Here is a 23,711-nt window from a genome sequence, read left to right on the forward strand (position 1 = left end):
GAACTCCTCGTCAGTTGATCTGGCGGTCGCGGCCTTCCCAGTACGGCGCCCGCAGCTTGAACTTCTGCAGCTTGCCGGTCGCGGTCCGGGCCAGCTCGTCGCGGAACTCGATCGACGTGGGCGCCTTGTAGCCGGCGGCCTTCTCCTTGCACCAGCCGATCAGCTCCGCCTCGGTGGCGGCCGAGGGCTCAGTATCCGGTGTCAGTACGACTAAAGCCTTGATCGTCTCGCCCCACTTCTCGCTTGGTACGCCGATCACGGCCACCTCGGCCACGGCCGGGTGCGAGAACAGCACGTCCTCGACCTCGATCGAGGAGACGTTCTCGCCTCCGGTGATGATCACGTCCTTCTTCCGGTCGCTGATCGTGAGGTAGCCGTCCTCGCCGATCCGGCCGCCGTCACCGGTGTGGAACCAGTCGTCGGCCAGCGCCGCCGCGGTCTCCTCTGGCTGCTGCCAGTAGCCCTCCAGGATCACGTTGGAGCGGGCCAGCACCTCGCCCTCGTCGCCGGTCGTCAGCCGTACGCCGAGCGCCGGGGCGCCGGCGCGCATCAGCTTCGCCGCCCGCTCCTCCGGGGTGTCGTCGTCCCACTCGCTGCGGGAGCGGTTGACCGTGAGCAGCGGCGAGGTCTCGGTGAGGCCGTAGATCTGGATGAACTCCCAGCCCAGCTCACGCTCGACCCGGGCGATGGTCTTGCTGGGCGGCGGCGCGCCGGCGACCACGATCCGCACCCGGTCGCGGCCCGGGATCTCGCCGTCCCAGGTCTGCGCGGCGTCGAGTACGGCGGCCACGACCGCGGGCGCGGCGCAGAGCAGGGTCACGCCGTACTCCTGGACCCGGCGCAGGATCTCGGCGCCGTCGACCTTGCGCAGCACGATCTGGGGTACGCCGAGCCCGGCCGTCGCGAACGGCATCCCCCATCCGTTGGCGTGGAACATCGGCAGCGTGTGCAGGTAGACGTCGCGGTCGGTCACCCCGAGGTGCAGGCCCATGGTCAGCGCGTTGACCCAGATGTTCCGGTGGGTGATCTGCACACCCTTGGGCCGCGCCGTGGTGCCGCTGGTGTAGTTGATGCAGGCGGTCGCGGACTCGTCCGGCTCCCACAGTGTCGGCAGCGCCCCCTCGGCGGCGTACAGGTCGTCGTCGTTGCCGAGCACGAACCGATGCTCGGCGGTGACGCCGGCCAGCGCCTCGTCGACCTCGGGGTCGACCAGCAGCACCCGTGCACCGGAGTGCTCGACGATGTAGGAGACCTCGTCTGGGCGGAGCCGGAAGTTCACCGGCACCAGCACCCGGCCGTAGCCCGCGACGCCGAAGAACGAGGTCAGCAGCCGTGCGGAGTTGTGGGACACGATCGCGACCCGGTCGCCGACGCCGATCCCGAGCTCGTCCAGCCTGGCCGCCTGCCGGGCTGCGTTGGCCGCGATCTCTCGGTAGCTCAGCGTCCCGAGGGATGCGGCGGGCTGGTCCGGCTCGTCGACGACGCCGGTGCGGTCGCCGTACACGGTCACGGCGCGGTCGAGAAAGTCGCTGACACTGAACGGAACGAACATCTGGCCTCCTGCACGTCGGCTGTCGCGCCAGCGTAGCCATTACTGCAGATGCTTCATGGCCTCTCGGCGAGAGAGTCCCGAGAGGCGGTCGCCGTGCCGCGCCACCTCGGATCGCACCCAGTCGGGGTCAGTACGGGCGTACTGCCGCAGCGCCCAGCCGATCGCCTTGCGGATCCAGAACGACCTGTCGTCGACATTGGCGTCGATCGCTTCGCGAAGCAGATCGAGGTCGGTCTGCTCCTTGTGGTGGAGCTGACACAGGATCGCGGTACGCCGCAGCCACAGGTCCTCGGTCCTCGACCAGGCCCGCATCAGCGGCGTCACCTCGGCGCGGTGGCCGGCCAGGATCGGCCCGACGTGTCGCGTCGCCAGCTCGTCCACGTGGTCCCACCAGGCGCCCGTGACGATCAGGTGGCGGTGCATCGGGAGCAGCTCCGGGTCCTGCCAGCCGCGGTAGAAGCGGTGGCCGAGCAGCGCCGTTGCGGCGTACCGCTGCTCGCGGTGCGTGGCGCCGTCCCAGAGCTCGCGGACCGTCGCCTCCCAGGCCTGCCGGTCATCGATCCGATGGCCGGCGAGGATCGGCCGCAGCAGCTTCTTGAGCTCGGTGCTGGCGATCCCGTGGTACGGCAGCGCCGACTTCATATACGCCTGCTGAGCCGCCGCTCGCTCAGGGTCGCCGGCCGCGGCCAGGTCGGCGCGCACTCGCGCGACAAGCGCAGTGTTCGGCTGCATGCCGCCAGTGTGAGGCACCGCCCTAACCATCAACTGTCGTCGCGACACGCCGCGACGGCGGCGTGTCGCGAGCTAATGGTGGGTCGGCATGGTGGTGGGCGCAAAGGGACTCGAACCCCTGACATCTTCCTTGTAAGGGAAGCGCTCTACCAGCTGAGCTATGCGCCCGAGAGGCGCGGCACAGACTACGGGAGCGGGCGCCCTGACCACAAAGTGATACGGGCCAAAATGACAGGTCGCGACCGCTGGCGTCTCGGGTCACCAGCGGTCGCGACAACGTCAATATTGCGTGAAGGTCACGCGGATGTCCCGCGATTCCGAGAAATTCTCGGGAGATTTTGCAATCGGTCAGATGTCATGCGTCCGGTCTATGCCACTATGCGCAGTTGCTTGAGGTGTTCCTCAAGATCACGGCCATGGGGCATCGCGTTGTGGACGCTCCAGCGGACCACGCCCTCGCGGTCCAGGATGTACGACGAGCGCCGGGCGCAGCCGCGCTCCTCGTCGAAGGCGTCGTACATCCGGGCCACCTCGCCGTGGGGCCAGAAGTCGGACAGCAGCGGGAAGTTGAGCCCGTCCTGGTCGGCGAAGGCGCGGATCGAGTAGGTCGGGTCGCACGACAGCGCGAGCACCTCGGTGTCGAAGGTGAGGAACTCCGCAAGCCGCTCGCGGATCTGCGAGAGCTCGCCGGTGCAGACGCCGGAGAACGCGTACGGGTAGAAGAACAGCGCGACCGCCTTGCGGCCGCGGTAGTCCGACAGCGTCACGTCCTGACCGAACTGGTCGCGCAGGGTGAAGTCCGGCGCGATCTTGCCCATCTCGATGCCACTCACGGCCACATCCTCGCACCCGGCACCGACGGTCCCGGTGGCCGGGCCGAGGACGCGAGACCGACTACAGATCCCGAAGCTGGCGTTTCAGGATTTTGCCGGTGGCGTTGCGCGGGAGCTCGTCGAGGAACACGAACTCGCGGGGCACCTTGAAGCGGGCCAGGTTGGCCTTGATCCAGTCCTTGAGATCGTCCTCCCCGACGACCGAGCCCTTCTGGTCGGGCACGCGTACGACGAACGCCCGCAGCCGCTCGCCGAACTCGTCGTCGGCCACGCCGATGGCCGCGGCCTCGACCACGGCATCGTGCTTGACCAGGCAGTCCTCCACCTCGCGCGGGAAGACGTTCTCGCCGCCGGACACGATCATCTCGTCGTCGCGGCCCTCCACGAAGAGCCGTCCCTCGGCGTCGAAGCGGCCGACGTCGCCGGACGACATCAGGCCGTCGATGACCTCCTTGGAGCCGCCACCGGTGTAGCCCTCGAACAGCAGCCCGTTGCCGACGAAGATCCGGCCGGTCTCCCCCACCGGCAGCTCGCGGCCGTCGGCATCCAGGATCCGGACGACGGTCGCGTGCGGGGTCTTGCCGGCCGTGCCCGGCGCGGCGCGCATGTCCTCGGGAGTCGCGATGGTGGCGTAGGCGACCTCGGTCGAGCCGTAGATGTTGTAGAGGTTGTCGCCGAACCGGTCCATCCACTCCACGGGCAGGTCGCCCGGCATCGCCGAGCCGGACGACGCCACCACCTTGACCGTGTCCAGGTCGTAGCGGTCGAGCGTGTCGGCGGGCAGCCGGAGGATCCGCTGCAGCATCACCGGGATCACCACCATCGCGTCGCAGCCCTCGGTCGACGCCGTCCTCAGGCACTCCTCGGGGTCGAAGCGGCGGCGGAGCACCACGGTCGAGCCGAGCAGCATCCCGAGCAGCAGGTGTGCCAGTCCCCAGGTGTGGAACAGCGGCGCCGCGATGTGCACCTTCCAGCCGAACCGAAGCGGCATCCGGGACAGCAGCGAGACCGCCGCGTCCAGGCCGGCCTCGCTGCGCGGCGCCCCCTTCGGCGTACCGGTGGTGCCGGAGGTGAGGATCACGATCCGGCTGTTCCGGCCCGGTGCCGCGAGGTCGGTGGTCGGGCCGGCCGCGATCAGCGACTCGATCGTGGGTACGTCGCCCGCGGCCTCAGCGTCGGACCAGCCGATCACCCGGACATCCACCTCGTTGCCCGACAGCAGGCCTGCGAACTCCTCGTCGTACACCAGCACCCGGGGCTTCTCGCGGGCCAGCACGTCGGTGAGCTGCGGCCCGGCGAAGGCGGTGTTGAGGTACAGGATGTCGGCGCCGAGCTTGGCGGCGGCGAGGCTCGAGTCGAGGAAGCCGCGGTGGTTGCGGCACATGATCGCCACCCCGTCGCCCTCGCGGACGCCGAGCTTCGTCAGCTGGTGGGCAAGCGCGTTGCTGCGCTGGTGGATCTCGCCGAAGGTGAGCGAACCCAGCTCGTCGATGATCCCGACCCGGTCGGGGTGGCGAACGGCCAGGCTCGCGAAGCCGCCTGCCGGTCCCACGCCCCACCGGGCGACCGTCCGGCCGAGCCGGACCAGCTTGCGCGGTCCGTAGGGCCGGATCACCCCGGACGCGGCGAGTACCCGGATCCCGGTCGTCTTGGTCGAAACTCGATCGATGACAGTGTTCATGGCTCCCAAGGGTCCCGACTCTCCGATTCGATCGCTTGAACGAAGTTGCTACACGGTAGGCCACGTCATCCGGCGCGTGAAGTCGCTCGGAGCGATGCCGAACATGCGCCGGCAGACCCGGCTCAAGTGTGCACCGTCGGCGAACCCCGCGCCGTGGGCCGCGTCGGTGATGGACGCTCCCGCGGCTACCAGCTCGGTCGCCCGGCCCAGCCTCAGCCACAGCACGTAGGACCGGAACGGCATCCCGACCCGGTCGTGGAACAGGTGCGCGAGCCGGCTCTCGGAGAGTCCGGCGACATTGGCCGCGTCGGCGAGGCTGACCGTCCGCTGCTCGACCATGCCCGGCAGCTCGGCCAGCACCCGGGCCAGCCGTGGATGTGCCTCCGGCACCGACTCGTCGCCCACCAGCAGGCTGTCCACCGCCTCGGCGACCGCGAACGGATCACCGGTCAGGTGGTCAGCCGCCAGGAGACTGCCCAGCCACTGCTCCCCCGCCTCGCACCACTCCCTGGGGTCGTCACCGGTCGGCGAGATCCGCTGGCCGGCAGGCGTCCTGGGGTCGAGATGCAGCATCACCCCCGCCGGCGCGCCGCGCAGGATCCGGTGCCTGACGTCTGCCGGGATGACCGCGGCCCGGCAGGTGAAGGGGTCGCCTGTAGGGCCGGCGAGCTGCAGCTCGCCCTCCAGTGCGGCGACAACCTGGACCGAGTGGTGGGCATGCGCGGCGTTCGACCCGATGGCGCCGCCGTACACCAGTCGGCCGCGTCGGAGGCGCGCTGCGCCGGCCCAGCCAGTGGTCACGTGACCACAGGTCAGGTGGGCGTCTTCGGGGCGATCAGGCGCGTGGCGGACCAGTCCTTGCTGACCGCAGCCGTCGTGGTCTGTGAGAGCCCGGCGATCGGGGCCGCCTCCGCGATGTCGGCGGGCTCAACGGCCTGCGGGCGCCCGATCTTGGGCGTCAGCAGCCAGATGGCGCCGCCGCCGACCAGATCGGTCAGCGCGTCGACGAGCCCGTCGACCAGATCGCCGTCGTCGTCGCGGTACCACAGCAGTACGGCGTCGACGACGTTGCCGTAGTCGCCGTCGACCAGGTCTGCATCGATGCAGTCCTCGATCGCCACTCGAAGCACATCGTCAGTGTCGTTGTCCCAGCCGAGCTCCTGGACAACCATGCCCGGCTTGAAGCCCAGTCGTTCACCGAGGTTCTGCCCCTCAGCGCCCTGTGACCCACTCGTCTGGGTGGACCCGCCACCCGCGGTCGAACTCACTGACTCCTCCAATCGGTCCTGCAAACGTGTGGAGTAGTCCAGCGGAGTTCCATCCCCGATGCAACCCCGGCACACCATGTGTCCACAGGGTGTACTGGACGGTAGTTTTTCCGGGTCATCGCAAAGTGACACGATGCAGGGGTGAGCAAGGACACGCCAGCCCAGTCATCGACACGCCCCGGCACCCCACCGGTGATCCACGAGGGCCTGCCGACGCAGCTGCCGGACATCGACCCCGACGAGACCCAGGAGTGGCTCGACTCGTTCGACTCACTGATCGGCGACCGAGGGCAGGCACGCGCCCGTTACGTGATGCTCCGGCTGCTGGAGCGGGCCCGCGAGAAGCAGGTCGGTGTACCGGCGCTGCGCAGCACCGACTACATCAACACCATCCCGTCGGAGCGCGAGCCCTGGTTCCCCGGCGACGAGGACACCGAGCGCCGGATCCGCGCCTTCATCCGCTGGAACGCCGCGGTGATGGTCTCCAGCGCCAACCGCAAGGGGCTGGAGGTCGGCGGCCACATCGCGACGTACCAGTCCAGCGCGAGCCTCTACGAGGTCGGCTTCAACCACTTCTTCCGCGGCAAGGACACTGTGTCGGACCAGGCGGGGGGCGGCGGCGACCAGATCTTCATCCAAGGCCATGCTTCCCCCGGCATCTACGCCCGCGCGTACCTTGAGGGCCGGCTGACCGAGGAGCAGCTCTACCGGTTCCGTCAGGAGGTCCAGCACGGCGTCGGCGCCGGCCTGCCGTCGTACCCGCACCCGCGGCTGATGCCGGACTTCTGGGAGTTCCCGACGGTCTCGATGGGCCTGACCGGCATCAACTCGATCTACCAGGCGCGGTTCAACCGCTACCTGCAGAACCGCAAGATCAAGGACACCAGCCAGCAGCGGGTGTGGGCGTTCCTCGGCGACGGCGAGATGGCCGAGCCCGAGTCGCTCGGCGCGATCCGGATCGCCGCCCGTGAGGAGCTCGACAACCTCACCTGGGTGATCAACTGCAACCTGCAGCAGCTCGACGGCCCGGTCACCGGCAACGGCAAGATCATCCAGGAGCTGGAGGCGAACTTCCGCGGCGCCGGCTGGAACGTGATCAAGGTCGTGTGGGGCCGCGAGTGGGACGCGCTGCTCGCGCGCGACGTCGACGGCGTACTCGTCAACCGGATGAACACCACTCCGGACGGCCAGTTCCAGACCTACTCGGTCGAGACCGGCGGCTACATCCGGGAGAACTTCTTCGGCGTCGACCAGCGGCTCAAGGCGATGGTCGAGCACATGACCGACGACCAGATCCGCAAGCTGCCCCGCGGTGGCCACGACTACCGCAAGGTGTACGCCGCGTTCGACGCCGCGACCCGCCACGTCGGGCAGCCGACGGTGATCCTGGCCAAGACCATCAAGGGCTGGACCATCGATGCGCTGGAAGGCAAGAACGCCACTCACCAGATGAAGAAGCTCACCAAGGACGACCTCAAGCGGTTCCGCGACCGGCTCTACCTGCCGATCAGCGACCGCGACCTGGAACTCGCCTACGAGCAGACCGGGGCGGCGCCGTTCTTCCACCCGGGCGCGAAGGCACCCGAGATCGAGTACATGATGGAGCGCCGGCAGGCCCTCGGCGGAGCCGCGCCGCGCCGCGTCGTACGCGCGAAGCCGCTGAAGCTGCCCGGCGACAAGGTGTACGCCGAGCTCAAGCAGGGCGGCGGCAAGAACAAGGTCGCGACCACGCAGGCGCTGGTCCGGCTGCTCAAGGACTGGATGAAGGACAAGGAGATCGGCAAGCGGATCGTGCCGATCGCGCCCGACGAGTACCGCACCTTCGGCATGGACTCGATGTTCCCGAGCGCGAAGGTCTACAACCCGTCCGGTCAGCAGTACGAAGCGGTCGACCGGAAGTTGTTGTTGTCCTACAAGGAGTCGCCGCAGGGCCAGATGCTGCACGAAGGCATCTCCGAGGCCGGCGCGCTCGCCTCCGCGACCGCCGCGGGCTCGTCGTACTCCACGCACGGCGAGCACATGATCCCGTTCTACATCTTCTACTCGATGTTCGGGTTCCAGCGGACCGCCGACTCGATCTGGGCGATGGCCGACCAGCTCGCGCGCGGCTTCCTGATCGGCGCCACCGCCGGCCGGACCACGCTGACCGGTGAAGGGCTGCAGCACGCCGACGGCCACTCGCCGCTGCTCGCCGCCACCAACCCGGCCGTCATCCACTACGACCCGGCGTTCGCCTACGAGATCAGCCACATCATGAAGGCCGGCCTGGAGCGGATGTACGGCGCGACCGAGGAGCACCCCCACGGCGAGGACGTCATCTACTACCTCACCGTCTACAACGAGCCGGTCAGCCAGCCCGCCGAGCCGGAGAACGTCGACGTCGAGGGCTTGCTCCGAGGCATTTACCCGGTCGCGAAGTCCGACCACGACGGGCCGCGGGTGCAGCTGCTGGCCTCGGGTGTCGGGTTCCCGTGGGTGGACGAGGCCGCACAGCTGCTCGCCTCCGACTGGGGCGTGGCCGCCGACACCTGGTCGGTCACCTCCTGGAACGAGCTGGCCCGGGACGCGGTCGCGGCCGAACAGTGGAACCTGCTCCACCCTGACCAGCCCGCGCGTACGGCGTACGTCAGCGACAAGCTGGCCGGCGTCGAGGGTCCGGTCGTCGCGGTGTCGGACTACATGCGCGCCGTACCGCTCCAGATCGCGCGCTGGGTGCCGGCCGACTACCGGGTGCTCGGTGCCGACGGCTTCGGCTTCGCCGACACCCGCCCCGCCGCCCGCCGGTTCTTCCAGATCGACGCGCAGAGCGTGGTCGTCCAGGCGCTGCAAGCCCTGGCCGACGCCGGCTCGGTGCCCCGCGAGACCGTCCAGGCCGCCTTCGAGAAGTACCAGATCGACGACGCCACCGCTGTGAGAGGAGTCGCTCAGGAAGGCGGCGACGCGTGACGCGAGCGGTGAGGGGATGACATCGTGAGTTGGGTCGCTCTGGATGCTCAGGGATGGCAAAGTCCGCCAGTTCGCGCCCGACCCGCCTGCCGACGACTCTGCATGGTGAGCGCCCCCGGCGCATTCCGACGACAGGGCTGATCGCCCGCGAGGCCAACGGCCTGCTCGACGGTAGTGATCCAGCTGTGTCCACAAAGACCGGGCGTAGCCGTCCGATCTTTGTGGACACGCGCGTATCACCAAATGACGTTCCCCTACGGCACGCCCAATCACCCATCGCGGCGCGGCCGCATGACGAGAGGCGCTTCCGCCAGGGTCCGGGTTAGGCGCCTGACACGAAGCGCATGACCGATGCCTGGGCGGTCTCGACGGCAGAGACCGGCGGAGCGGGCGCGCCGGCTTTCAGCAGCGAGCGGGTGCGGGCGCGGGAGTAGGCCCACGGCTTGGTCTCGCGCATGAACTCGTTGACGAGGTGCACGAAGCGCTCGGGGTGGTCCTTGTGCGGGAAGTGGCCGGAGTTCGGGAGCACCTCGACCCGGGCGTGCGGGGCGAGCGCAGCGACCTGCTCGGCGTGGTGTGCGGGCAGGACCAGGTCCTCGCTCCCCCACACCACCGCGATCGGCATCCGGTCGAGCAGGTAGGCCCGGTCGGCCATGGTCACGACCTGGCCGCACCAGTCGACGACGCCGCCGACCACGCGCCGTACCGCCTCGCGCTTGGCGGGGTCCTTGAACGAGTCGAAGATCTCCGCGACCTCGTCCAGGTCGCGGGCCACGCCCAGGCCGCTGTTGGCCAGCGCCCGCATCGCGGCCACCCCGAGGTGCCGCGGTCCGGGCAGCGTGAGCGCTCCCATGAGCTGGCGGAAGCCGGGCGTCCCGATCACCCGGATGAACGGCGTCACCTGCGGCCCGAGCCCACCCGCGGCGACCAGGACCAGCCGTTCGGTCCGCTCGGGGAACTGGTAGCCGAACTGCATCGCGATGCCGCCGCCGAGGCTGTGCCCGACCACGGTGGCCCGGTCGACGCCGAGGACCGTCAGCAGGTCCCGCATCCCGTTGGCGTAGCCGGCCACGCTGTAGTCGGCGCGCGGCTTGTCCGACTGCCCGTGCCCGAGCAGGTCCGGGGCGATCACGGTGTAGCGGCTCGCCAGCGACGCGATCACCGGCTCCCAGGTCGTGTGGTCGCAGCCCAGCCCGTGCAGCAGGAGTACGGCGGGGCCGCGGCCGGCCTTGACGAAGGCACGGCGGTGACCGTGGATCGTGACGAACTGGAGCTGCGGCGGCTTTCCGGACATCGGAGCCTTTCCGTCTGAAGGCAGTCGGACTGACTGCGAACCGGCCCGCAATTGCAGCACGCGAATCCCACAGAAGGAAGAGTTTCTCCTTGTTTTACTGGGGATTGGCGTCGTTACGGCCGCGCTCGGCGGGCAGGCCGAGGACGCCGGCCCGGCCATCGGCCGCGGCAACTAGTGGTCACCCCCGGACGTTCTTCGAGGGTCTGAGTGGTCGGGGTGCGTGCAGCGCAAGGCGTCGGAGGGAGGCGGGCCGGTGGCCCGTCGACCGACGACAACGCAGCGATGTGCGTGCCCTGGCCGCTCAGACCCCGATGAACTTCCGAGGGTGACCACTAGACCCACGAGTCGCAGTACCTGTTCTGCAGCGACTAGCCTCGTCAGGTGGCCAGCACCGACGAGTCCCGCCGCCGGGTCGCCGAGTCGCTCCAGCGCTCGGTCGGCGCGCTCAGCACTGCCGCCATGACCCGGATGGAGTCCGAGCTGCCGTGGTTCCGCGAGCTCAGCGCCGACAGCCGGTCCTGGGTCGGCGTGATCGTCCAGAACGGGCTGCAGGGCTTCATCGAGTGGTACGCCCACGACGGCGACCGTGCGATCGGACCGCCGGCCGCGTCCGGGCCGGCCGAGGCCGAGATCTTCAGCGCGGCGCCGCGGGCGCTGGCCGGGGTGATCACGCTGCAGCAGACGGTCCATCTGGTCCGGCTGAGCATCGCGGCCGTGGAGAGCACCGTCGACGAGTTCCTCGACCCGGCCGACGCGCCCGGCGTACACCTGGCGATCCTGCGGTTCGGCCGCGAGCTGGCCTTCGCGACGGCCGATGTCTACGCGCACGCGGCCGAGGTCCGCGGCGCCTGGGACGCCCGGCTCGAGGCCCTGGTCGTCGACGCGGTGCTGCGGGCCGACGCTGACGAGACCGTGCTCTCGCAGGCCAGCGCGCTGGCCTGGCAGGACCGGGGCAAGGTGTGTGTCGTCCTGGGCTCGCTGCCGGTCGAGGGCACCGAGAAGGACGTCTTCGCCGAGGTACGGCGCACCGCCAGGTCGGCGGGCATGGACGCGCTGTGCGCCTCCCGCGGCGACCGGCTGGTCGTGGTGCTCGGCGGCGTCACCGACCCACTCGCCGCGGCCGAGGCCATCGCCGCGCCGTTCGGGCCGGCGCCGGTGGTCGCCGGACCGCTGGCCGACGACCTCAGCCATGCCTACCAGTCCGCCCGCGCCGCCCTCTCCGGACAGCGAGCCGTATTCGGGTGGCCGGGCGCGCCGCGGCCGGTGTCCAGCGAGGACCTGCTGCCCGAACGGGCCCTCAACGGCGACGGGCACGCGCGTCGGCAGCTGGTCGAGGAGGTCTACACCCCGCTGGCGGAGGCGAAGGGCACGCTGATCGACACGATCGCGGCGTACTTCGCGCACGGCTCGGCCATCGAAGGCACCGCGCGGGCGCTGTTCGTGCACCCGAACACCGTGCGCTACCGGCTCCGGCAGGCCGCCGAGGTCACCGGCCTGACTCCCAGCAACCCGCGGGACGCGTTCGTATACCAGATCGCTCTCGGCCTGGGCCGCCTCGCCCAGCACCCGGCCCGTCTGTAGGGAGTGTCGTGGGTCCGACGACACTATTTTGTAGGAACCCGACAAAGTTAGGACGGCAAGGTTCGTGCGCCTCTGAGGCGCGATCCGGTGCCGCGACCCGGCACAGTTGAAGCGTGCTCGTCATTGTCGCTCCCGGCCAAGGTGCCCAGTCCCCCGGTTTCCTCCGTCCTTGGCTCGAGGACCCGACGTACGCCGCTCGGTTGGACTGGCTGTCCACGGTGGCCGGGCTGGACCTCGCGCACTACGGCACCGAGGCCGACGCCGACACCATCCGCGAGACCCAGATCGCGCAGCCGCTGCTGGTCGCCTCGGCGCTAGTGGCCACCCTTCAGGTGTTCCCGCACCCGGCCGACTGGATCCCCCGGATCGGCGCCCTGGCCGGTCACAGCGTCGGCGAGCTCGGCGCGGCGGTCGGCGGCCGGGTGATCACCGCCGAGCAGGCGATGGTCCTGGTCCGCGAGCGCGGCAAGGCGATGGCCGAGGCCGCGGCGGTGACCGAGACCAGCATGACCGCGATCCTCGGCGGCGACCGCGACGAGGTGCTCGCCGTACTCGAGCGGCACGGCCTGACCGCCGCCAACGACAACGGACCCGGCCAGATCGTCGCCGCCGGCACCGTCGAGCAGCTCGCGGCGCTGGCGGCCGACCCGCCGGCCAAGGCCCGGCTGATGCCGCTGAGCGTCGCCGGCGCCTTCCACACCGAGCACATGCACCCGGCCGTCGCCCGGCTCGGTGCGCTGGCGCGCTCGGTGTCGGTGCACGACGCACGGATCCCGGTCATCTCCAACAGGGACGGCCAGGTGCTGCACCAGGGGACCGAGGTGCTGCGCCGGATCGTCACCCAGATCAGCAGCCCGGTGCGCTGGGACCTGTGCATGAACACCATGCTCGACCTCGGCGTCACCGGCATCCTCGAGATGCCGCCGGCCGGCACGCTCACCGGCATCGCACGGCGCCGATTTTCTTTGGGGGCGATGAAGGGCGTCGAGACGTTCGCGCTGAAGACACCCGACCAGCTCGACGACGCCCGCGCCTTCTGCGACAAGCACGCCGAGGACTCCACGGCACTCGACACCTCGCCCACCTGGCGGCTGGTCGTCTCCCCCGCCAAGGGCACCTTCCGGCTCTCCGCCGAGGCCGCGGACGTCGACACGCTCGCGCCCGCGACCACCATCGGCACCGTCGCCAGCCTGCGCGACGAGATCCCGGTGACCGCACCCCACGGCGGCGACATCGTCGAGTGGCTCGTCCACGACGGCGACCTGGTCTCTCCCGGACAGCCGCTGCTCCGCCTCCACCCGCAAGGAGTCTCGTCATGACCGCACTGGGTTCCGTCCAAGGCTCGCCGCACACCCGCCTCCTCGGGGTCGGGAGCTACCGGCCCAGCCGGATCGTCCCGAACTCCGAGGTGATCGAGGCGATCGACTCCAGCGACGAGTGGATCCAGCAGCGCTCCGGGATCAAGCAGCGCCGCTGGGCCACCGACGAAGAGACCGTCGAGATGATGTCGATCGAGGCCTCCCGCGGCGCGATCGAGGAGGCCGGCATCCAGCCGGAGCAGATCGACGCCGTGGTGGTCGCCACCGTCACCCACCTGCTCCAGACGCCGGCGCTCGCGCCGATGCTGGCCCACAAGCTCGGCACCCAGCGCGCCGCGGCGTTCGACATCTCCGCCGCCTGCGCCGGCTTCTGCCACGGCATCGCGCTGGGCTCCGACATGGTCCGCGCGGGCTCGGCCCGCCACGTACTGGCGATCGGCGTGGAGCGGCTCTCCGACATCACCAACCCGCTCGACCGGGGTACGGCGTTCATCTTCGCCGACGGCGCCGGCGCCGCGGTGATCGGTCCGTCCGACGAGCCCGGGATCGGGCCGGTCGTGTGGGGCTCCGACGGCGAGCAGTACGACCTGATCACCCAGACCGAGGACTGGCGGTACGCCATCCAGTGTGCAAGCCCGCACATGCCGACGCTTGCGATGCAGGGCAACCAGGTGTTCCGCTGGGCCGCCTTCGAGATGGCCAAGATCGCCCAGCAGGCGCTCGACCGCGCCGGCGTCAGCGTCGACGACCTCGACGTGTTCGTCCCCCACCAGGCCAACATGCGCATCACCGACGCGATGGCCCGGGCCATGAAGCTCCCCGACCACGTCAAGATCGCTCGCGACATCGCCGAGCAGGGGAACACCTCCGCCGCCTCCATCCCGCTCGCGCTGGACCGGATGCGGGAGGACGGGGAGGCGAAGAGCGGCGACATCGCGCTGTTCATCGCCTTCGGCGCAGGCCTGGCGTACGCCGCCCAGGTCGTCGTCGTTCCCTGACCCGTACCCGCAGTTCGCACCACCCAACAAAGAAGAAGCCCAACCAAGAGAAGGAAGCCAGATGGCAACCACCGAAGAGATCCGCGCCGACCTCGCCGAGATCGTCAACGAGATCGCCGGCATCCCCGCCGACGACGTCCAGCTCGACAAGTCGTTCGTGGACGACCTCGATGTCGACTCCCTCTCGATGGTCGAGGTCGTCGTCGCCGCCGAGGAGAAGTTCGGCGTGGAGATCCCCGACGACCAGGTCAAGAACCTCAAGACCGTCGGCGACGCGGTCTCGTTCATCGAGAACGCGACGGCCTGACCCCGGTCCGATCACCAGGCGGCCTGACCGGCCGCCACAAGCTCCGAAGGAAGAGTCACATGCCTCTCAAGAGAGTCGTCATCACCGGCCTCGGCGCTACCTCGCCGGTCGGCGGCGACGTGCCGAGCACCTGGTCCGCCCTCCTCGAAGGCCGGTCCGGCGTGACCGCGCTGACCGATGACTGGGCCGAGCCGCTGGCCGCCCGGATCGCCGCCAAGGTCGCGGTCGAGCCGGGCGAGGTCCTGGACCGGGTCAAGGCCCGCCGGATGGACCGCTCGACACAGCTGGCCATGGTGGCCGCGGAAGAGGCATGGGCCGACGCGAAGCTGGACGACGCCGTCGACCCCGAGCGCCTGGCCGTGGCCGTGGCCTCGGGGATCGGCGGGGTCACCACGCTGCTGGCCAACTACGACTCGCTGCTGGAGAAGGGGCCGCGCCGGGTCTCCCCGCTGGCGATCCCCATGCTGATGCCGAACTCCCCCGCCGCGACCATCGGTCTGCGGATCGGCGCGAAGGCCGGCGTCCACACGCCGGTGTCGGCGTGCGCGTCCGGCAACGAGGCGATCGCGCTCGGCATCGACCTGATCCGGCTCGGCCGGGCCGACGTCGTGGTGGTCGGTGGCACCGAGGCCGCCGTACACGCGCTGCCGATGGCCGCCTTCGGCCAGATGATGGCGCTGTCCAAGCGCAACGACGACCCGGAGGCCGCCTCGCGGCCGTGGGACAAGGGACGCGACGGCTTCGTGCTCGGCGAGGGTGCGGCGGTCATGGTCCTGGAGTCGGCCGAGCACGCCGCGGCCCGCGGCGCCGAGGTGTACGCCGAGGCAGCGGGCGCTGGGATCACCTCCGACTCCCACGACATCGCGCAGCCCGACCCGGCCGGGCTCGGCGCCACCCGGGCGATGAAGCGAGCGCTGATCGAGTCCGAACTCGCGGCCACCGACATCGCCCACATCAACGCCCACGCCACCTCCACCCCGCAGGGCGACGTGGCCGAGGCCGCCGCCATCCGCAACGCGCTCGGCGCGGCTGCCGACGGCACCGTGCTGACCTCCACCAAGTCGATGACCGGACACCTCCTCGGCGGTGCCGGCGCTCTCGAGTCGGTGGCCACCGTGCTCGCGCTGCACCACCGGGTGATCCCCCCGACGATCAACCTCGACGACCCCGAGGACATCGGCCTCGACATCGCGGACAAGCCCCGCGATCTCCCGGCCGGGGACCTCGCAGCGCTCAACAACTCGTTCGGCTTCGGCGGCCACAACGTCGCCGTCGCATTCCGCAGCGCCTGACCCGGCCTACGAGCAGAGGAGCCCCATGACCACCACGAGCACTCCCGCAGCTACCGTCCCATCACAAGCAAAGCCAGCCAAGCTCCCCCGCGAACAAGACCCGCGCAACCCGAACCACCGGCTCGCCGCGCTCTTCGACCCTGGCACTCTCCAGCTGATCAGCGAGGACTCTGCTGACGGGGGCTCCGGGATGCTCGCCGCGGTCGGCAAGATCGACGGCGCGGAGGTGGTCGCGTTCTGCTCCGACGCCACCGTCATGGGCGGTGCCATGGGCGACGTCGGCTGCAAGGTCGTGGTCCGTGCCTACCACCGGGCGATGGCCGACGGGGTCCCGATCATCGGCCTGTGGCACTCCGGCGGCGCCCGGCTCGCCGAGGGCGTGCTCTCCCTGCACGCCGTCGGCCAGATCTTCCACGCGATGACCCAGGCGTCCGGCAAGATCCCGCAGATCTCGGTGGTGCTCGGCCCGGCCGCGGGCGGCGCGGCGTACGGCCCGGCGCTGACCGACGTGGTCATCCTCGGCCCCGAGGGCCGGATCTTCGTGACCGGCCCGGACGTGGTCCGCTCGGTCACCGGCGAGGACGTCGACATGCTCCGGCTCGGCGGACCCGAGCCGCACGGCCGGCGCTCCGGCGTCGTCCACGTGCTGACCGAGACCGAGGAGGACGCGCTCGGCCGGGCCCGGGCCATCGCCTCCTTGCTCGGCGCCCAGGGCTCGCTCGAGGTCGACAAGGTCCAGGACACCGACCTCGAGGCGATCCTGCCGGAGTCCAAGAAGCGCGCGTACGACGTCCACCCGCTCGTCGAGGCGATCCTCGACGAGGGCACGATGCAGGAGCTGCACGCCCGCTGGGCCCCCAACATCGTCACCGCGCTAGGCCGGCTCGGTGGCCGGAGCGTCGGCGTGGTCGCCAACAACCCGCTCCGGCTCGGCGGCTGCCTGGACTCGCTGTCGGCGGAGAAGGCGTCCCGCTTCGTGCGGATGTGCGACGCGTTCGGCATCCCCCTCGTCGTCCTCGTCGACGTCCCCGGCTACCTCCCGGGCGTCAGCCAGGAGTGGGACGGCGTGGTCCGCCGCGGCGCCAAGCTGCTGCACGCGTTCGGCGAGTGCGTGGTGCCGCGGGTGACGCTGGTGACCCGCAAGACGTACGGCGGCGCCTACATCGCGATGAACTCCCGCTCCCTCGGCGCCACCCGTGTCTTCGCCTGGCCGGGCGCGGAGGTGGCCGTGATGGGCGCGGTAGCCGCGATCCGGATCCTGCACCGGCGCAAGCTCGCCGAGGTGGCCCCCGACATCCGCCCGCAGATCGAGGCCGAGCTGGCCGCCGAGCACGAGCGGATCGCCGGCGGTGTCGACAAGGCCGTCGAGATCGGCGTGGTCGACGAGGTCGTCGAGCCCGCCGTCACCCGCTCCGCCCTCGCGCGCGCCATCGCCGACGCGACGTACCACGACGGCGTCCGCCGTGGAGCGCATGGAAATATCCCGCTGTGAGCGGGGCCCGAAGGGTCGGCTACGTGCTGAGCCGCTGATTTAGGAACGCCACAGTCCGCTCCATCGACAGCGGCCACTGCGGGCCGAAGGCGTGCTCCTCGCCGTCGTACACCTGGTAGTCGACGTCGACGCCGGCCTGTCGCATCGCGCGGACGGTCTGCCGGCTCCAGCGGATCGGGCAGCTGTCGTCGGAGGTGCCGTGGTGGAGCAGCACGGGCTCGGTGATCTGGTCGAAGAAGGTCCGCGGGCTGACGTTGCGCCAGAACTCACCGCCGTCGTTCGGGTCGCCATACGCGTCGATGATCTGCTGGGCAATGCCGGACCGGCCCGGGTCGTCCCGGATCCAGCGGTTGAAGTTGTCGGCGGTCTTCGAGCTGACCGGTGCGAAGACCACGCCGGCGTCGACCAGCCCGGGCGCGACCGTGAGCGCGTTGTAGATCACGCCGCCGCCCATCGACCGCCCGAGCAGCCCGATCTGCTCGTCGGCCACGGGTCCCTTCCAGGCGCGCAGGGCGAGTACGGCGTTGATGACGTCCTCGGTGTAGCCGAGCCGCAGGTCGCGCTCGGCACGCGGCGCAGGGTCGGACTGGGCGTGGTTGCGGTAGTCGACGTGCAGCGTGATGTAGCCGGCGTTCGCGAGGTAGTCCTGCTCGCGCCGCAGCCCCTGTCCGTTGACGTAGATGTCGGGGTCGATGTAGCCGTGCGCCAGCACCAGCGCGGGGAACGGCCCAGGCCCGCGCGGCACGTTCATCAGCCCGGAGATCCGCAGCCGGCCGCTGCGGTAGACCACCCGGTGCTGGGTGTACGCCGCGGCGCTGGCCACCTCCTCGACCTGCCGCAGCCCGCGGCCGTCGTACTCCTTGTCCATCAGCGCGGGCAGCGAGACAGGGTGATGCGGCATCACGGACGCCGGCGGGGATGCCGAGTGCGACGGCTCAGCGGCAGAAGTAGGGCTGGATCCGCTCGGCGAGCTCCCCGGCTTGGGCGCCGCCTCCGGATCGTCGGCTGAGCAGGCAGCCAGCGTCAGCATCCCCGCTACCAGGACAGCCGTCGTGCGCCGCACCCTCCCAGTGTGCCCTCATGTCACTAGACCCGGGTCAGATCGCGCGGCTTCTTCGGGCCGCGGAGCGGCGTACCGACATCATGCATGTGCCGCAGCGCGATCGCGTAGGACTCCAGCAGCCCCGCCTCGGCGTACGCCACGCCCCGCTCGGCGCAGAACCGCTTGACGATCGGCTGCGCCAGCCGCAGGTTCGGGCACGGCATGCTCGGGAACAGGTGGTGCTCGATCTGGTAGTTGAGCCCGCCGACGGCGATGTCGGTGACCGGGCCACCGGTGACGTTGCGCGAGGTCAGCACCTGCTTGCGCAGGAAGTCGAGCTGCTCGCCGTCGCGCAGCGTCGGCATCCCCTTGTGGTTCGGCGCGAACGAGCAGCCGAGGTAGACGCCGAGCAGTCCCTGCTGGACCAGGATGAAGGCCAGCGCCATCCCCGGCGACAGCACCGTGAAGACGATGCTCAGGTAGCCCACAGCGTGCGCCGCCAGCAGCCCCGCCTCCCAGCGCCGTGCCCGCAGCCCCGGCCTGAGTACGGCGCGAACGCTGGAGACGTGCAGGTTGAAGGCCTCCAGGGTGAGCAGCGGGAAGAACAGCCAGGCCTCGTACTTCCCGATGAACCTCGCCACGCCGCGAGCCTGGACCGCCTGGTGCTGCGACCAGACGAGCAGGTCGGGCGACACGTCGGGGTCGAGCTCCTCGTGGTTGGGGTTGGCGTGGTGCCGGGTGTGCTTGTCCATCCACCAGCCGTAGCTCATGCCGACGCCGAGGTTGCCGACGATCCGGCCGGCGACCTCGCTCGGTCGGCGGGTGCGGAAGACCTGCCGGTGCGCGATGTCGTGGGCGAGCAGCGCCAGCTGGGCGAAGACCACCGCCAGCCCGGCCGCCGCGAGCAGGGTCCACCAGGAGCTGCCGATCAGCACGAACCCGACCCAGCCGGCGACGAAAGCCGTGCCGACCAGCGCGAACCGCAGTGCGTAGTACGCCGGTCTGCGGTCCAGCAGCCCGGCGTCCTCGATGCGGCGGCGCAGCTCGGCGAAGTCGGATCCGCCTGCCGTACGGCGGCCGCTGGGGACAGAGACAAGGGCATCGGTGGTCATGCCTCGAGTCTTGGCGGCCGCCGAGGCCGCGGCGATGGCTCCAGTACCCCGGCCGGGGTAGGGCCAGACCCCCTATCTCAGACGACCTGGTGCAGCCAGCGCACAGGCGCGCCCTCGCCGGCGTACCGGAACGTCTCGAGCTCGTCGTCCCACGGCTTGCCGAGGAGCTTGTCGATCTCCACGAGCACGGTGGTGTCACCGAGAGCGGACTTCACGACCGCCGCCTTGAGCCGGTCCTCCGGGATCATGATGTCGCCGTGCAGGCCGGTGACCGCGTGGAAGACGCCCAGGTCGGGGGTGTAGGAGAAGCGGGCGCCCTCGGTTGAGGAGGTCGGTTCCTCGGTCACCTCGAAGCGCAGCTGCTGCCAGCCGCGCAGGGCGGAGGAGATCGCAGCACCCGAGCCGGCGGCGCCGGTCCAGGAGAGCTCGGTGCGGTAGGTGCCGGACTGGGCCGGCTGCGGGATCCAGTCGAGGTTCGTGGCAACGCCGAGAACGCCGCCCACGGCCCACTCGATGTGCGGGCACAGCGCGGACGGCGCTGAGTGCACCCAAAACAGACCCCGGGTCGCCGCAGCGGTGGGGCGGGTGGCAGTGCGTGTAGTCACTGTGACCTCCTCATCTCCGGCGTCGAGATACGCCTTCCCCAGCGGCCTCGATCTGTGAGAGCAGAGTCATCACGAGTGACACATGTGTAGTTCTGGAGCCATTGTGGCCCAAGAGGTCGCCGAATGCCAGCGACGGTACGGCTCGCGGTCAGGCGGAGGCGGCGGGCCGGCCGGCTGGTACGACGTTGCTGAGGTCGCAGACCGCACCCAGCAGCTCGCCGCCGGCCGCGACCGGCGGCCCCTCGACCACGTCCAGCACCAGGCAGGTCACGTTGTCGTTGCCACCGGCGGCCAGCGCACCCTGCAGGAGTACGGCGGCAGCGGCGGCGGTCTCGTCGAGCTCGAGCGCGTCGGCGATGGTCGGCTCCGGCACCATGTCGGTCAGTCCGTCGCTGCACAGGAGCAGCCTGTCACCGCGGCGCAGGTCGACCTCGACCACGTCGGTCTGGTCGGAGTGGGCGACCGCGTCGCCGTGCAGCGAGCGCAGCACCACGTTGCGCCAGGGGTGCAGCGGCACCTCGGCCGGGTCCAGCTGGCCGTGGTCGATCAGCTGCTGGACGTAGGTGTGGTCGGTGGAGAGCCGGCTCAGCGCGCCGCCGCGGAACAGGTAGCAGCGCGAGTCCCCGACATGGGCCAGCGCGAACCGGGTGCCGTCGGTGGCCACCGCGGTGAGCGTGGTCGCCATCCCGGACCGGTTGAGGTCCTCGTCCACGCCGGCGCGCAGCGACTCCCGGGTGAGCGCCACCGCGTCGGTGAGGATCCGCTCGGGTGGCTCGCCGAAGTGGGCTTCGGCGGCCGAGGAGACGACGTACGCCGTGGTCGCGGAGGCGACCTCGCCGGCGGCAGCGCCGCCCACGCCGTCGGCGACCAGTGCCAGGTAGGGTCCGACGAAGGCGGAGTCCTCGTTGTGATCCCGCACGTGGCCGACGTCGGTCAGTCCGACACCAGAAAATCGCAGCACACGTGCTCCTAACGTTTGGAGCAGTGAACCGGAAACCGCCAGACCGGTCAACGCCCTCCCTATCGAGCCAACGAATGGGCGTGTCGAATTGTTGCCGGTAGGCAACCTAAGCGGCTCGGCGACACTCATGACAGTGGCGAGGGGCCGGAGCGGCCGGCCCAGACGGGAGAGATCGTGCTCGACAGAAAAGCAGCCGAGGCTGGCTTCGCCGAGTTCGCCACCGCCACCCAGCAGTCGCTGTTCCGGCAGGCGTATCTGCTGACCGGGACGCGCGAGGCGGCTCAGGACCTCGTGCAGACCACCCTGCTCAAGATGTACGGCGCCTGGCGCCGGCCAGGCCGGATCGAGAACCCGCGCGGCTACGCCCACCGGACGATGATCCGCGCCTACCTCGACGGCCGGCGCCGCGACCAGCACCAGTCCAGGCTGGCCGCACTCCCGGACCCACCCGGCTCGCCGCCGAGCCCGGTCGACCGGGTGACCGTGCTCGGCGCACTCGGCGAGCTACCGCCGCGGATGCGGGCGGTGATCGTGCTCCGGTTCTGGGAGGACCTCAGCGTCGAGGACACCGCCCACGCGCTCGGCTGCACCACCGGCACCGTCAAGTCCACCACCGCCAAGGGTCTGGAGCGGCTGCGCTCGATCCTCGGCGCCACCTTCGAGATCGCAGGAGCAGAGCTATGACCAGCAAAGACCTTCGTTACCTGATGTCGACCGAGCTCGACACGCTTGCCCCGATGCCCGACCTCGTCCCCCAGGTCATCCGTCAAGGAGCCACGCAGGTACGCCGCCGCCGGCTCGCGGTCGGCGGCCTGGTCGCCGCTGCCGCCATCGGCGGGGTGGCGGTCGCGCCTTGGGCCAGCGGCCGGGGAGGCGAGGCTGGCCGACCCGCAGCCGATGGCACGCCTACTGCAACCCCGAGCGCAGTGCCGACGCCCATCCCGCTGGGCGGCAGCCTGGACCTCTCCGACCCGGAGGTGATGGCCGCCTTCGATGTCGCGCTTCCGGAACGGTTCTCGCGGGTCAGGTTGATGCAGGAGAGCTCGGCCTTCCCCGCGCCGCTGACAACCAGCGCCGACGGCACCCAGTTGCGCATCCAGATAGAACTGGCGCAGGGCGAGATCGCCGCCTTGGAGCGGTGCGCGGAGATCGCGGCAACAGAGGTAGAAACAGCAGGACCAGCCGCCGGCAACGGCACCTGCGACATCTACGACACCCCCCCGTGGGCCACCCGGCGAAAGGCCAGCGATGGTCTGCACACGGTGATCGGTCGTCACGCTAGGAAACCGTGGTTCGTGACCGTCCGGTTCGCTGCCGAACAGCCGGTGCCGCTTAGCGACGCAGAAGTGCTCGACCTGTTGACGCACCCGAAGTTCCTGGCCATGCTCGACAGCCGCACCGCGGCGGATCTCGTGCAGCCGTCGGCCGCTCCGACCGCAGCTCCGACGCCGACGGATCCGCCGCCCTCGGACGCACCGGGCTCTGAAGACACGCCGTCGCCGACCGAGGCTCCGCCCCCGCCCCCGCCCGTCACCACGGAGCCGACAGAGCCGCCGGAGGACTTCCCGACCTACCCGGAGCCGGTGCCGACCGACCCGGGTGAGCCGAGCGACACCGTCGCGCCGACGCCACAGCCCACCGGGCCGCCGACCACGGCTGAGCCGACGCCGTCGAGTACGCCGGCGCCGACCCCCTAAGGTCAGCCCTGGCGCTCGAGCGCCTCTGCCCGTACGTCGGCGTCGGTGAGCTGGTCGCTGTCGATCGCGTGGGTGCGGTGGAACCACACCAGCGCCTCTTCCGGCCGTCCGGCCGCGTCCAGCGCATCGGCGTACGCATAGCGCAGCCGCACCACCCACGGCGCCCGGCTCTTCGACATCAGCGGTGCCTGCTCAAGGGTCCGGAGCGCGGCGTCGACCTGTCCCAGGTCGCGTCGCGCTCCGGCCTCGACGATCGTCATCTCCGCCTTCGCCTCGGCCGGGAAGTTCGCCACTGAGGGGCTGCGTGCCAGCTTGAGCGCCTGCTCGGCCTGACCCAGCGCCCGGTGGCAGTCGGCCATGATCGGGAGGTAGGCGGTCGCTCCGTTCATCCGCTTCGCCGCCCGCAGCTCGGCCAGGGCCTCGGCGTAGTGACCCGCGGCGTACGCCGCCTCCCCACATGCCTCCCGCACCACCGCGAGCCGCGCCGCACGGGCCCGGGCCGCCAGGGTGTGTTGGTACGCCGTCTCCGGGTCGTCGTCGATCAGCATCCCGGCTGCGGCGAGATGGCGGGCCACCCGGGCCGCGAGCTTCTCCGGCAGTCCCTTCAGCTGAGCTGCCACAGAGCGATCCAGCTCCTTGCCGGTGATCTCCTCGGGCATCGGCGGGCCGTCGTAGCGCGCCTGCACCTCGGTGCGCGGCCGCTGCTCCTCCTTCGGCCGCTTCCAGTCGTCCTTACGGGCCGGCCTGCTCCCGGTCCTGGCCGGCTTGCTCCCGGAGGTACGGGCCGGCTTCTTCGCGCTCGTGCGAGCGGGCGCACCGCGCTTGTCGTCCCGACGGCGATCGTCAGCCACCTGACTGCCTCTCTCTGCTTCTGTCTGTGTGCCGCGCTGTGGGCGCGTGCGGTAAATAGCGTAGAGGCCACCTGGTGGGGTGGCCTCTACGGGGTGTTTGTTCGGCGGCGTCCTACTCTCCCACAGCCTCTCGGTTGCAGTACCATCG

The 23,711-nt window shown here is 70.5% G+C and carries 21 protein-coding genes and 1 tRNA gene; 9 read left to right on the forward strand and 13 right to left on the reverse strand.

From position 1 onward, the window contains the following. Nucleotides 1-10 precede the first annotated feature (10 nt). The 7 genes from DDV73_RS10725 to DDV73_RS10755 all read right to left on the reverse strand — a co-directional run bounded on the left by DDV73_RS10725 (nt 11) and on the right by DDV73_RS10755 (nt 6,066). Nucleotides 11-1,552, reverse strand: a complete 1,542-nt coding sequence (locus tag DDV73_RS10725) for an AMP-binding protein (protein ID WP_109507236.1) — start codon at nt 1,550-1,552, stop codon at nt 11-13. A 39-nt stretch (nt 1,553-1,591) separates the two neighbouring features. After that, on the reverse strand, nt 1,592-2,284 hold the full coding sequence (locus DDV73_RS10730; protein WP_109507237.1) for a DNA alkylation repair protein: 693 nt from the start codon (nt 2,282-2,284) through the stop codon (nt 1,592-1,594). Nucleotides 2,285-2,376: 92 nt separating this feature from the next. Continuing rightward, nucleotides 2,377-2,452: transfer RNA gene (locus tag DDV73_RS10735), tRNA-Val, on the reverse strand. A 200-nt stretch (nt 2,453-2,652) separates the two neighbouring features. Beyond that, on the reverse strand, nt 2,653-3,117 hold the full coding sequence (locus DDV73_RS10740) for a peroxiredoxin (RefSeq protein ID WP_109507238.1): 465 nt from the start codon (nt 3,115-3,117) through the stop codon (nt 2,653-2,655). A gap of 61 nt (nt 3,118-3,178) precedes the next feature. After that, nucleotides 3,179-4,798: an AMP-binding protein gene (locus tag DDV73_RS10745; protein ID WP_109507239.1), complete on the reverse strand. Its 1,620-nt coding sequence runs from the start codon at nt 4,796-4,798 to the stop codon at nt 3,179-3,181. A gap of 48 nt (nt 4,799-4,846) precedes the next feature. Continuing rightward, nucleotides 4,847-5,599 carry a helix-turn-helix domain-containing protein gene (locus DDV73_RS10750; protein ID WP_109507240.1) on the reverse strand — a complete coding sequence of 251 codons (753 nt, stop codon included), beginning with the start codon at nt 5,597-5,599 and terminating at the stop codon, nt 4,847-4,849. 11 nt (nt 5,600-5,610) lie between these two features. Continuing rightward, a complete protein-coding gene (locus tag DDV73_RS10755; RefSeq protein ID WP_240617232.1) occupies nt 5,611-6,066 on the reverse strand; it encodes a DUF3052 domain-containing protein in 456 nt (151 codons plus the stop codon). A gap of 141 nt (nt 6,067-6,207) precedes the next feature. Between DDV73_RS10755 and aceE the strand changes: the two genes are divergently transcribed. After that, a complete protein-coding gene (aceE, locus tag DDV73_RS10760) occupies nt 6,208-9,012 on the forward strand; it encodes a pyruvate dehydrogenase (acetyl-transferring), homodimeric type (RefSeq protein ID WP_109507242.1) in 2,805 nt (934 codons plus the stop codon). A gap of 322 nt (nt 9,013-9,334) precedes the next feature. Here aceE and DDV73_RS10765 read toward each other — a convergent pair whose 3' ends face one another. Further along, nucleotides 9,335-10,306 (reverse strand): alpha/beta fold hydrolase, encoded by a 972-nt coding sequence (locus DDV73_RS10765; RefSeq protein WP_109507243.1) that lies wholly within the window; start codon nt 10,304-10,306, stop codon nt 9,335-9,337. A gap of 381 nt (nt 10,307-10,687) precedes the next feature. Between DDV73_RS10765 and DDV73_RS10770 the strand changes: the two genes are divergently transcribed. From DDV73_RS10770 to DDV73_RS10795, 6 genes are all read left to right on the forward strand, one after another. After that, entirely contained in the window at nt 10,688-11,887 is a 1,200-nt protein-coding gene (locus DDV73_RS10770; RefSeq protein ID WP_240617233.1) for a PucR family transcriptional regulator, read from the forward strand. 113 nt (nt 11,888-12,000) lie between these two features. Next, on the forward strand, nt 12,001-13,206 hold the full coding sequence (locus tag DDV73_RS10775) for an acyltransferase domain-containing protein (RefSeq protein WP_109507244.1): 1,206 nt from the start codon (nt 12,001-12,003) through the stop codon (nt 13,204-13,206). Continuing rightward, nucleotides 13,203-14,204, forward strand: coding sequence for a beta-ketoacyl-ACP synthase III (locus DDV73_RS10780; RefSeq protein WP_109507245.1), 1,002 nt, complete (start codon nt 13,203-13,205; stop codon nt 14,202-14,204). The genes DDV73_RS10775 and DDV73_RS10780 overlap by 4 nt, the downstream gene beginning before the upstream one ends. 61 nt (nt 14,205-14,265) lie before the next feature. Next, entirely contained in the window at nt 14,266-14,511 is a 246-nt protein-coding gene (locus DDV73_RS10785) for an acyl carrier protein (RefSeq protein ID WP_109507246.1), read from the forward strand. A 59-nt stretch (nt 14,512-14,570) separates the two neighbouring features. Continuing rightward, complete coding sequence (locus DDV73_RS10790; RefSeq protein ID WP_109507247.1) at nt 14,571-15,803, forward strand: beta-ketoacyl-[acyl-carrier-protein] synthase family protein; 1,233 nt, start codon at nt 14,571-14,573, stop codon at nt 15,801-15,803. 25 nt (nt 15,804-15,828) lie between these two features. Continuing rightward, the gene (locus DDV73_RS10795; protein ID WP_109507248.1) at nt 15,829-17,295 is read left to right on the forward strand and encodes an acyl-CoA carboxylase subunit beta; all 1,467 of its coding nucleotides are present in this window, start codon (nt 15,829-15,831) and stop codon (nt 17,293-17,295) included. Between the two features lie 19 nt (nt 17,296-17,314). Here the strand turns inward: DDV73_RS10795 and DDV73_RS10800 are convergent, their stop codons facing one another. The 4 genes from DDV73_RS10800 to DDV73_RS10815 all read right to left on the reverse strand — a co-directional run bounded on the left by DDV73_RS10800 (nt 17,315) and on the right by DDV73_RS10815 (nt 21,015). After that, complete coding sequence (locus DDV73_RS10800; protein ID WP_240617234.1) at nt 17,315-18,196, reverse strand: alpha/beta hydrolase family protein; 882 nt, start codon at nt 18,194-18,196, stop codon at nt 17,315-17,317. A gap of 185 nt (nt 18,197-18,381) precedes the next feature. Next, nucleotides 18,382-19,449 (reverse strand): fatty acid desaturase family protein, encoded by a 1,068-nt coding sequence (locus DDV73_RS10805; protein WP_109507249.1) that lies wholly within the window; start codon nt 19,447-19,449, stop codon nt 18,382-18,384. A 77-nt stretch (nt 19,450-19,526) separates the two neighbouring features. After that, complete coding sequence (locus DDV73_RS10810; protein WP_161962354.1) at nt 19,527-20,054, reverse strand: DUF3145 domain-containing protein; 528 nt, start codon at nt 20,052-20,054, stop codon at nt 19,527-19,529. Nucleotides 20,055-20,202: 148 nt separating this feature from the next. Further along, a complete protein-coding gene (locus tag DDV73_RS10815) occupies nt 20,203-21,015 on the reverse strand; it encodes a PP2C family protein-serine/threonine phosphatase (protein WP_161962355.1) in 813 nt (270 codons plus the stop codon). A gap of 174 nt (nt 21,016-21,189) precedes the next feature. Between DDV73_RS10815 and DDV73_RS10820 the strand changes: the two genes are divergently transcribed. Both DDV73_RS10820 and DDV73_RS10825 read left to right on the forward strand, forming a co-directional pair. Then, nucleotides 21,190-21,699 (forward strand): SigE family RNA polymerase sigma factor, encoded by a 510-nt coding sequence (locus tag DDV73_RS10820; RefSeq protein WP_109507251.1) that lies wholly within the window; start codon nt 21,190-21,192, stop codon nt 21,697-21,699. Then, a complete protein-coding gene (locus DDV73_RS10825; RefSeq protein WP_109507252.1) occupies nt 21,696-22,712 on the forward strand; it encodes a hypothetical protein in 1,017 nt (338 codons plus the stop codon). Before DDV73_RS10820 ends, DDV73_RS10825 begins: the two co-directional genes overlap by 4 nt. 2 nt (nt 22,713-22,714) lie before the next feature. On the opposite strand, the gene DDV73_RS10830 is transcribed toward DDV73_RS10825, so the two are convergent. After that, entirely contained in the window at nt 22,715-23,563 is an 849-nt protein-coding gene (locus DDV73_RS10830) for a tetratricopeptide repeat protein (protein WP_240617235.1), read from the reverse strand. Nucleotides 23,564-23,711 lie beyond the last annotated feature (148 nt).

The sequence above is a fragment of the Nocardioides speluncae genome, from assembly GCF_003121585.1.
In the GTDB taxonomy this organism is placed as follows: domain Bacteria; phylum Actinomycetota; class Actinomycetes; order Propionibacteriales; family Nocardioidaceae; genus Nocardioides; species Nocardioides speluncae.

What these genes read in the sequence shown, in the direction of transcription:
- DDV73_RS10725 (WP_109507236.1), bottom strand. Translation starts at nt 1,552, where the DNA reads ATGTTCGTTCCGTTCAGTGTCAGCGACTTTCTCGACCGCGCCGTGACC.
- DDV73_RS10730 (WP_109507237.1), bottom strand. Translation starts at nt 2,284, where the DNA reads ATGCAGCCGAACACTGCGCTTGTCGCGCGAGTGCGCGCCGACCTGGCC.
- DDV73_RS10745 (WP_109507239.1), bottom strand. Translation starts at nt 4,798, where the DNA reads ATGAACACTGTCATCGATCGAGTTTCGACCAAGACGACCGGGATCCGG.
- DDV73_RS10765 (WP_109507243.1), bottom strand. Translation starts at nt 10,306, where the DNA reads ATGTCCGGAAAGCCGCCGCAGCTCCAGTTCGTCACGATCCACGGTCAC.
- DDV73_RS10780 (WP_109507245.1), top strand. Translation starts at nt 13,203, where the DNA reads ATGACCGCACTGGGTTCCGTCCAAGGCTCGCCGCACACCCGCCTCCTC.
- DDV73_RS10785 (WP_109507246.1), top strand. Translation starts at nt 14,266, where the DNA reads ATGGCAACCACCGAAGAGATCCGCGCCGACCTCGCCGAGATCGTCAAC.
- DDV73_RS10790 (WP_109507247.1), top strand. Translation starts at nt 14,571, where the DNA reads ATGCCTCTCAAGAGAGTCGTCATCACCGGCCTCGGCGCTACCTCGCCG.
- DDV73_RS10795 (WP_109507248.1), top strand. Translation starts at nt 15,829, where the DNA reads ATGACCACCACGAGCACTCCCGCAGCTACCGTCCCATCACAAGCAAAG.
- DDV73_RS10800 (WP_240617234.1), bottom strand. Translation starts at nt 18,196, where the DNA reads ATGCCGCATCACCCTGTCTCGCTGCCCGCGCTGATGGACAAGGAGTAC.
- DDV73_RS10805 (WP_109507249.1), bottom strand. Translation starts at nt 19,449, where the DNA reads ATGACCACCGATGCCCTTGTCTCTGTCCCCAGCGGCCGCCGTACGGCA.
- DDV73_RS10825 (WP_109507252.1), top strand. Translation starts at nt 21,696, where the DNA reads ATGACCAGCAAAGACCTTCGTTACCTGATGTCGACCGAGCTCGACACG.